The 9,850-nt window shown below is 68.8% G+C and carries 5 protein-coding genes; 2 read left to right on the top strand and 3 right to left on the bottom strand.

Translation table 11 applies throughout. The features are described 5' to 3' along the window. Positions 1-134 precede the first annotated feature (134 nt). A complete protein-coding gene (locus tag B0D78_RS06680; protein WP_078016206.1) occupies positions 135-500 on the top strand; it encodes a VOC family protein in 366 nt (121 codons plus the stop codon). A gap of 153 nt (positions 501-653) precedes the next feature. Here B0D78_RS06680 and B0D78_RS06675 read toward each other — a convergent pair whose 3' ends face one another. The 3 genes from B0D78_RS06675 to citC are packed head-to-tail and all read right to left on the bottom strand — an operon-like array spanning position 654 to position 8,157. After that, on the bottom strand, positions 654-4,295 hold the full coding sequence (locus B0D78_RS06675; protein ID WP_078016205.1) for a UvrD-helicase domain-containing protein: 3,642 nt from the start codon (positions 4,293-4,295) through the stop codon (positions 654-656). Then, entirely contained in the window at positions 4,285-7,122 is a 2,838-nt protein-coding gene (locus B0D78_RS06670) for a PD-(D/E)XK nuclease family protein (protein ID WP_078016204.1), read from the bottom strand. The genes B0D78_RS06675 and B0D78_RS06670 overlap by 11 nt, the downstream gene beginning before the upstream one ends. 42 nt (positions 7,123-7,164) lie before the next feature. Further along, positions 7,165-8,157, bottom strand: a complete 993-nt coding sequence (citC, locus tag B0D78_RS06665; protein ID WP_078016203.1) for a [citrate (pro-3S)-lyase] ligase — start codon at positions 8,155-8,157, stop codon at positions 7,165-7,167. Positions 8,158-8,320: 163 nt separating this feature from the next. Between citC and B0D78_RS06660 the strand changes: the two genes are divergently transcribed. Continuing rightward, positions 8,321-9,838, top strand: coding sequence for an ankyrin repeat domain-containing protein (locus B0D78_RS06660; RefSeq protein WP_078016202.1), 1,518 nt, complete (start codon positions 8,321-8,323; stop codon positions 9,836-9,838). The last annotated feature ends 12 nt before the right edge of the window (positions 9,839-9,850 follow it).

Raw genomic sequence — 9,850 nt, 5'->3', positions numbered from 1 at the left:
CAGGTCTTGGGACTCGTCCCTACGGGGGTTCTTATTCCGTAAGCGATTGCCCTGCCGACGCTCATGCGACTTTCGTCTTTTTACGATCGCTGTGATAGAATGAAAAAACTCAAACGACGCAAGGGGGTTTCCTGATGAAATTTCACTTCATCCACACGAACTTCAACGTCCTCGACCTGAAACGGAGCATGGCTTTTTACGAAAAGGCGCTGGGGCTGAAAGAAGCGCGCCGCATCGAGGGAGACGGTTTCACGATCGTCTACCTGGGCGACGGCGTCACCGATTTTCAGCTCGAGCTGACCTGGATGCACGACCGTACCGAGCCGTACGACCTCGGCGAGCAGGAGTTCCATCTGGCGCTGCGCGTCGACGATTTCGAGGCGGCGCACCGGCTTCACGAGGAAATGGGCTGCATCTGCTACGAAAACCCGTCCATGGGCATCTACTTCATTCAGGATCCCGACCAGTACTGGATCGAAGTGCTGCCCACGCGCGGATAATCTTTTTTCGCCCACGAAAAAGGATCGCCGCACCGCGGCAAAAACGCGAGGGCGAACGGCTGGATTTTATCCGGCCGTTCGCCCTCGCGTTTTCGTTTCGGAATGTTCCACGTGGAACATTTTTATCTAAAACCAGACAGTCAGTGAATAAAATTACGACAGTTCATTCCACATTTCCAAAGGATCTCCGTGCCTCCAGAACACGCAGGCGCGCGCGTAAGCGCAGCCGGCGCAGCGCGATCGGTCGGGCGGCCACGGGCCGGAGGCCGCTTGGGACGCCTGCGCCAGGAGCGCGGCTTCCAGCGCTTTTTCGGCCTCCGCGTCCAGCGCTTCGAGCTTCTGTTCCGCGCCGCCGCGCAGGTTCCACAGCGCCAGATCGAGCTGCAGCGGCGCGAACTCGGGACGCTGGCGGCGCAGGGCCAGCGCGTAAAACCGCAGCTGCCGCGCGTAAAAATCGTCCATCCAGCGGCGGCGCAACGGGTCTTTCGGCAGGCGCGTGGTCTTGTAGTCGCGCACGCACAGCCGCGCCGGACGGCCGGCGGCGCTTTCGATCCAGAAGGCGTCGACGGCGCCGACCAGCTCGACGGGGCCAAGGCGGACCTTGAACGGGTATTCGCGCGCCAGCGTCCCCTCTGCCAGCGCCCGGCGCAGCCGCGCCAGCAGCTTTTCGCCGCCGGGGCTGTGGAAGTTCTGCAAAAAGCGTTCCAGCTCGCGGCGCGAGGCCGGATCGCGCCAGACGCGGCGGAATTCGGGGCGCAGGTGCCCGTCGCGGAGGCCGAGGATGCGTCGGTAATCGCCGTCGCTGAAGTCCCATTTGGAGAGGATCCAGTGCGCGACGTCGCCCAGCTCGGCGCCGCCGGACGCTTCGCGAAGCGATTCGCCTTCGCCGGCGTTCCAGCTCAGGTCGAGGTTCTGGCGGAAGGACAGGCGCCACGCCGCCGGGCACAGGCTCCAGAGGGCGTGCGAGGTGGCGCTGACGCGGCGCAGCGCGCGCGGGCGGAGGACGGTCAGCGGCACGTCGGCGCCGGGAATCGTCTTTTCGAGCGCGCCGGCCGCGTTGCGGTGCAGCCAGGCGTCGGCCTGGCGACGGGAGACTTCGCCGGACGCGGGGACGAACTCGCCGCCGGCGCGCTCTATCGACAGCAGCGAACGGTCTTTTTCCGCGCGTTTTCCCCCGCCGGGCATGAGGCCGCACAGGATCAGGCCGTCGCGCGCGCGGGTCAGCGCCACGTAATAAAGGCGCGTCCGTTCTTCGTACTCGGCGCGTTCGTCGAGACGGGCGTGCGCCTTGCCGAGCAGGCAGTCGCCTTCGGGCCAGCCGTCGGGGAAACGCGGCGCGGCCGCCAGCAGATGGCGCGAAGGAGCCACGCCTTTTTCCCGCGCGCCGGCGCGGCCGCCGTGTTCCAGGCCGAAGACGGCCACGAGCGGGAATTCCAGCCCCTTGGAGGCGTGGATCGTCATCACCCTGACCGTGTCGCCGTCGGCTTCGGCGCTGGCTTCGGGATCGGCCGCGCCGCGGCGCAGGGCGCTGCGAAGATACGCGGCGACGCCCGCCGGCGACGGGCCGACGCCCGCTTCGTACTCTTCCAGCAGAGCCACGGCGCGGCGCAGATTGGCCAGCGCCGCGACGCGCCGCTTCGGATGGACGTTTTTCAGGCAGTCGCCGCGGGCCAGCAGCGAGGCCAGCGCCGCCGACGGGCCTTCGAGCATGGCCTGCCGGGCCAGGGATCTCAGTTTCGCGGCCGGGCCGGGCCAATGCTCCGCCAGCGTTTTCAGCGGCTCGCCGCGGTCGAGCAGCAGCAGCGCCTGGGCGTCCGCGAGCGGCAGGCCGGAGAAAGGCGAACACAAAAACCCCGCCAGCGCCGTGCGGTCGCGCGGATCGGCGAGAAACGCGCAGAGCGCGCAGGCGTCGCGGATCTCCGGCCGCGCGTAAAAACTGCGCCCGCCGGTAAAGGCGGCGGGGACGCCGCAGAGTGAAAAAGCTCTCTGCAGGTTCTCGTAGGAGCTGCGGGTCGGCGTCAGCACGGCCATGTCGCCCCAGCGGACGGGGCGCAGGCGGTCGCGGTCCCAGATTTTCGCCTCCTGTCCGCGCAGCTCGCAGAGACGCAGCGCCAGACGCAGCGCCAGACGGTCGCGCGCGGCGGCCGCGCTTTCGCGCGCCCTTCCCTCTTCGTCGCGCTGGAATTCTTCCAGCAGCCGTTCGCAGACGGGCAGTTCTGTGCGCTGGCGTTCGTCGATCCACGCGGCGGCGCGCGCCAGACCGCGCGGCGAACGCAACGCCTCGTAGGGCTGGTTCAGTTCCGCGCCGAGGCGGTCTTTCCAGATTTTTTCGAAACGGCCGTTGACGGCGTCCAAAATCTTTTCGCCGCTGCGGAACGACACCGACAGGCTCACGTAACGGCCGCCGCGGCGCGACGCGGCGACATAGCGCTCGAAGATGGCCGGCTCGGCGTGGCGGAAGCGATAAATGGACTGTTTCAGGTCGCCGACCACGAACAGCCGCGCGCGCGCCGCGCGCCGGACGGCGCGCAGCAGGGCGTCCTGCTGGTCGTTGGTGTCCTGGAATTCGTCCACGAGCACTTCGGAAAAGCGCGCGGCGTAAGATTCGTCATGTTCCAGCGCCTGAGCGGCCAGAGCGATCATGTCGGAAAAAGAGATGTCGCCGCGCGAGGACTTGTACGCCTGCCACTTGCGCCAGCACAGCCAGCCGAAGCGGATCAGCAGCGCGCGCAGTCTCAGCTCGTCGGCGCTCCACCCGTCGGCGAGCAGGCGCTCGAAGACTCGCAGCGCTTCGGCGTCCCTGCGCCAGTCGGCCAGCTTGACGCCCATCGCCTCCGCCAGCGCGTCGGCCAGCTTGCCGCGCGCGTTTTTGACGGTGTCGGCGGCGTCGAAGACGAACTCGCGGCAGTCCGCTTCGCTCGCGAAGCCGCGCGCGTTCCAGCGGTCACGGAAGGCGGCGAAGCGCGCGACGAAATCGCCCGTGCCGCCGCATCGAGCGGGATCGACGTCGAAGCCTTCGGTCCAGCAGTCGGCCAGCCGCGCGAACTCGGCGCCGAGATTTTGCCGCAGCAGCTCCAGCGCCTGCGCGTCGGGGGAGCTCAACTTTTCGAGAACGCTTTCGGGGGTTTCGCCGAAGTCGGACATCATGCCCTCGAAGCTGCGGGCGAAATCGGCGACGCCTTCGGGCCGCCAGCAGTTCACCACGTCGGCAGCTCCGGGGTCGCTCAGCAGCGCGCGCGCGGAGGCTCCGTACCCGCGGTCCATGCCCCAGCAGAACCATTCGGCGTCGAGCCGGTCCAGCGCGCCGGTCAGTTCGCGCCAGAACTCGTCGGCCTCCGCGTCGCCGACGAGGCGCAGCGACGGTTCGACGGGCAGCGACAGCCCCGCTTCGCCGATGACGCGCGCGCCGAAGCCGTGGATCGTGGAGATGTAGGCCTGATCGAGCGAAGCCAGCGCGGCGGCGCGGCGGCGCGAAAGTTCGGCCGAAGCGGCGAGCGCCGGCTCGAGGTCCGCCAGCAGCGCAGCGATGCGGCGGCGCATCTCCGACGCCGCTTTTTCGGTAAACGTCAGCGTCAGCGTATGGCGCACGTCTTCGCGCGTCAGCACGGTCCAGACGAAGCGCCAGGCCAGCGTCCAGGTCTTGCCCGTGCCGGCCCCGGCGCCGACCACCGTCAGCGGCGCGTCGGACGTGATCGCCTCGACCTGCTCGGGCAGGCCCTGCGAGGCGACGTAATTTTTCAGCAGCGCCAGGTCTTCTTCCGGCAGAGGCGGCAGTCCGCGTTCTTTATTCGTCATCGGCGCCCTCCTCTTCCGATTCTTCGAGTTCGCCGCTCATCTCGCCGCGGCGGCAGATCGCCGCGAAGGCGCAGGCGCGGCAGCGTTTGCTCTCGTAGCGCGGCGGGAACTGCCCGGCGTCCATGGCCAGGGCGATATCCGACAGCAGCTGGCCGGCACCGTCCTTCCGCTCGCGCAGCGTTTTCGATCCGCTCCGTTTGTTCAGCAGCGAGGCGACGTCGTCATCCCAACAGCCGAAAACGGCGGCGTCCTTCTGGCCGACGTAGCCCCAGCCGGCGCATACGCCTCCGCCCAGGCCGCCGCTTTCGAGGGCCAGCGCGTAGCAGCCCAGCTGGGACGCCTTGCCGTAAGCGGAGGCTTTTCCCGCTTTGTAATCCCAGAGCAGGAAACGGCCGTCTTTGAGGCGGTCGAGGCGGTCGCAGCGGCCGCGGAACGTGACCGCGCCGCGTCGCAGCGGCGGCAGGTCGAGCTCGCAGAGGATCTCCGCGCGCAGCGGTCGCAGCGCCGTTTCCCACTCGTCCTGTTTCGCTGCGCAGCGTTCCGCGCCGCTGCGCAGTTCCAGCAGCGCGCGGCTCAGCGACGGAGAGCGCAGCAGCGCCGGATAGTTTTCGCCGACGACTCCGTCGAACAGACGGCGCGTCCTCTCTTCGACCGAGCCGCGGCAGCCCGACGCGGCGTATTCGCGCCAGACGCGTTCCCAGAGGGCGTGCATGGCCGTGCCGCCGCGGAGCGGGTCATACTCGTCCTCGCGCGGCGGCTCCTCGTAACCGAGGACGGCACGCAGCGCGAAAAGGTACGGGCACTCGGCGAAGTCGTCCACGGAACTCAGGCGCACTTCGGCGGCCGCGGCTTCGAGGCGTCCCGGCGGCACGCGGCTGGCCGGCAGCGAGTTCTCGGCGCGGAAATCCGGCTGCCGCGTCTCGACGGGCGTCAGCGCCGCTTCCTGCGGCGCGGCGAGAAGACGATCGAGCCCGCGCGCGACCGTCCTTTCCACGGAGATCCAACGGTCGGCCGCGGCGGCGGCGATCAGCGCCGATTCCTCCTGCGGCCGCTCCTGCGCGTCCACGGCGCTGCGGCAGAGGAACGTACAGAGGTCGCCGCAGGCGATCAAACGGCGGAAAAGGAACTCGCGCTGCCGCCGCTGTTCCGACAACAGGGGCAGATGGCTGCGGTCCAGCCCCAGAGAACTCAGGCCGTGGAGGCGCTCCTTGCGCGCCTCGTCGAGCAGCGGCGACTCACGAAGGCCGCCCGGCCACTGCGAAGCTTCCGTGCCGATCATGAACCAGTACGGCGCGTGGAACAGCGGCGACGGCGCGCCGGCGAAGACCGTCAGGCAGCCGGCCTCGCGCTGCCCCGGCGAGGCGGTCGTGCCGTCAGCCCACGCCGACAGGTAGGCGCGCGCGTCGGCGCCGGAAAGTTTCTGCGAGCCGAACTCGCCGAGGTCGCGTACGACTTCTTTGATGAAAAGGATCTTGCGGTCCAGCTCGCGCAGCGCTTCCGAGAACAGGGCGATGCGGCCGTCCAGCTCCGGCGCATCGACCGTCAGCCGCGCCACGATCAGCGCCCGCCCCGAGGCAAACGCGCGCAGCGCCGTCAGCAGTTCCAGCGCCGTCCCGCCGCGCCGCACTTTCGCGGCATAGCGGCGGCAGTCGACGAACGCGGCGCGGGCGGAAGCGCCGGCGCCGTCGAGCGCTTTTTCCCAGCCTTTGGCGCCGCGGGGATGGAACGCTCTCAACCGTTCTATGTCGAGCTCGGATCCGCACAGCCACGGCAGCGACAGCAGCCGCAGCGTCGGCTCCGTCTGCCAGCCGCTCTCGGCCGCTTCGAGACAGGCCGACGAGAGCTGCCAGAGCGGCGTCTCGCTGATCGCGCGGCGGAAATCCCAAAAGACGGGCAGGCCGTAGCGTGCAAAGACTTCTTTTGCCTCGGCGAGGCGGGAGCGCGGCATCGAAAAGGCCACGGCTTCCAGCCCCGGCCACGGCCCCAACTCCGCCAGCGGCCCTTCGCCTCGCTCCCAAAGCGCCAGCGAGCGCGCCGCCGTTTCCAGTTCCTGGCGCGGGTCGCCGCCCTGGATCTTCACCGCGCGCAGCGGCCGCCGTTCCGACAGCGCTTCGCCGTCGACGCCGAACTGCTGCGCCGCGCCGTAGGCCCCGGCCAGATCGGCGACGGGCGCGCACAGGCGCACGGCCGCGCCGTGCCCGACGAGCGCGCGCACGAGCGCCAGCTGCGAATGGGTCAGGCTGGAAAATCCGACGAGCACAAGATCGAGAGAACGGCACACGTCCGCCGCGCCGGGCAGGTCGAGGAGTTTGCGCGTTTCCGTGGTGACGCCGGCACTGTCCGAAAGCCCCTGCCGGTCGAGCGCTCCGAGATACGCGCGGTACAGGCTGACGAAGGCCCGGCCGAGCTGGTCGCCTTCTTCGCAGACGGCCGCGAGGCTTTCCGGCGGCACCTCTTCGCTGATCAGCTCGCGGATCTGCGAGCCCAGCAGCGTCAGAAAGCCGCGGCGCTGCGCCCCCGCCGGCAGGACGCCGCCGGATTCACGGTAACGCCTGACGATGCTCCAGAGCAGCAGCCAGTGGTCGGGCGGGTCGATCTGTACGCGCGGCTTTTCGACGCTCAGTTCTTCCGCAAAGAAGCGGTAGATCTCGTCCCAGCGGCGGATCCGATACTCCGGCGACGTCTCCGTTCCCGACAGCGTTTCGGCCAGCAGTTCGCGGTCGCCCGAACCGGCCACGAGGAACGTGCGGCCCCGCGCCGGCGGCAGGGCGCGCAGCAGCCGTTCCAGATCGCCGATACGCCGGTAAGCGTACAGTTCAAAGGGCATGGCGCTTCTCCTTTCGTTCCTCGTCCCATGCGGCCGCGGCCGCTATCGGCGGTACTCGCGCAGCAGCGCCAGCGTCGTTTCCGGCAGCAGCGCCGCCAACTCCGGCTCGTCCGGGCCGCCGCGTTCCAGCAGCGCGCGCACGCGCGTGGCGCTGATCGGCGCGCCGCCGGCCTCGCAGCGGGGGATTTCCGTCACTTCGACGCCCAATGGCGGCAAAAACGCCTTCATGGCTTCGTTGTAACGCTCCGTCACGGGACTGAGCGGCTCCGTGCCGACGAAGCGCCGCGTGATGTTCATCGGTTCGGCGAAACAGCGCGCGAAGATGGTCAGGTCGAGTTCGCACTTGACGTCGCCGGCGCGCGCCTTGTCCTTGAGGAAATAATCGGGGAACGTCGCCGCCGAGATCAGATAATCTCCGGTCGGATGCACGGCGACGTTTTTCAGGTGCGCGGTGCCGCGGCGCACCATCTCCAGCCGCAGCGCCGCGGGGAAAAGGCTCTTTTCCGCCGAAAGCACGAAGACGTGCAGAAAATCGCACTGCGACGCCGCCGTCTCCATCAGGTAGCGATGCCCTTTCGTGAACGGATTGCAGTTCACCACCACGGCGCCGATCACGCCGTCCCGGACGGAACGTTCCAGCGAAGCGACGAAGCGCTTCACGCCGTCGCGGCGGTTTTCCATCAGCAGCACGTCGGCGGTCTCCGCCATCGGGAAAAATCCCAGATCGTCGAAGATCTGCCGGTTCGACGGCTTCGTGAACACGAACAGATGAGTCAGCCCCGCCTGGATCGCGTCGGTCACGACCTCGCTCACGACCGACGCCGCCAGCCCCTCGCCCTGACGCGCCGCGCTGACGCCGACGCACTTGATCACCGCGCCCTGGCGCGACGCCGTGGCGACCACCTCGCCCTCCTCGTCGCAGGCGCAGGCCGTCATCTCCACGCCGTCGTCGTAGTCCAGCCCCAGCGACGCCAGAAATTTTTCGATCCGCTCCAGCGTTCTGCCCTTGAACGGACGCCCTTGCATCATATCCATCGGCTCAGTCCTCCCTTCGCAAGTTCGAATCGTCTCATTGATTCTACACTACCCCGCGGCGAAACAAAAGATTGCCGCGCTCATTCGGGCTTCGGTTGTGATATGATGAACTGCGAAAATTCGCTCTTTTCCCCCAACAAAGAATTTCACCGGAGGTTCTGCCATGAATCTGAAAAAACTGCTGATCGTGGTCTGGATGACGGCCTGCGGCGCCGCCGAGGCCGCCGCGCCGACGGCGGATGCGCTGGACGCCGCCGAGTCGTCGTCCGTCGGCGGCGCCGATGTCAACGTCGCCGGCACGAACCGCTGGACGCCATTGACGCTCGCGCTCTGCGCCGGCGGGGACACTGCCGCCGCCGAAGCGCTTCTGGCCGCCGGGGCCGACGTCAACGCCCGCAGCAAAGAGCGCTGGACGCCGCTGATGTTCGCGCTGCGCTTCGACAAACCCGCCGCGTTCGTCGCCAGGCTGCTCACGCAATACCATGCGCTGGCGTCGGCCGAGAGCGAAGACGGCACGACGGCGATGATGATCGCCTGTCAGTACGCAAGCGATCCCGCCGTCGTCGAAGCGCTTTACGCCGCCGACGCCGACGCCGTGCAGCCGCGCCGCGGCGGAGACTGCCCGATCCATTTCGCCGCCCGCAACGCCACGGACGGCGCGCCCGGCATCATCGCGTTCCTGCTCAACAGCCGCGCGGACGCGAACCAGGCGAACGACGCCGGCTGGACGCCGCTGATGACGGCCGCCCGCTTCAGCACGAGGACCGACGTCATCGACGCGCTGGTGGCCGCTGGGGCCGACGTCAACGCCCACAATCGCGACGGCCTGACCGCGCTGATGCTCGCCGCCGCCAACGAAGCGCCCGCGGCCGTGGCGATCGCAAAAAAACTCCTGGACGCCGGCGCCGATCCGGAAACGGCCGACCGTTCCGGCCGCACCGCCGCGCTGGTGGCCGTGCGCAGCGGCCATTCCGCAGCGATGGTCCGCTTTCTCGACCGTGAACTGACGCCCCGCAGCGTCGCCCGGCAGACAGCGCTCCTTGCGGTCCTGCCCGTCTGCCGCACGGTGAAAGAATGCGCCCGGCTCGTGAGCGTCCGCGGCGAACGCGCGCCGCTTTCCCCCTCCCGGCCGACGCGCCGCGCCGCTTCCCCCGCTCTCGTCAACAAGGCGTCCGGCCGTTCGCCGCAGCCGGCCGCCGGACAGAGATCACGCTTTATAGAAGCTCCGGCGCTGGCCGCCGTGTCGCGGAACACGCGCCTGCTCTCGCGCCCGGCGCTGCGCGCCGCGCGCATCCGCGCTTCGGCGGCGCTGTCCGCGTCCGCCAAACGCCGCCGTCTCAAAAAGCTGAACGCCGCGCTGAAGCGCGACCCGGCCCGCGTCACGCCGCTGATGCTCGCCGCCACCAATCCCAACGCCGCCGCGCCGGAGATCATCGCCTATCTGCTCGAAAAAGGCGAAGCGCTCGAAGCCAGGGACGGCGAAGGACGCACGGCGCTGATCTGCGCCGTGCGCTACAACCCCAGCCCGCTGGCGGCGGAAGCCCTGCTGAACGCCGGCGCCGACCCGCGCGCCACGATCAACGGCAACGGCCTGCGCCGCCTGCTCCGCTTCAACGAGCGCATGAGCCCCCAAGACAAAAAGCGTCTGCTGCGCCTGCTCCGCGAAAAGCTGGCCCGCTGACGCCGCGCCGTA

This window comes from Pyramidobacter sp. C12-8 (assembly GCF_002007215.1).
Classification (GTDB): domain Bacteria; phylum Synergistota; class Synergistia; order Synergistales; family Dethiosulfovibrionaceae; genus Pyramidobacter.
Note: the sequence above shows the minus strand (reverse complement) of the source record. Positions and strands in the feature narration are given on the sequence as shown.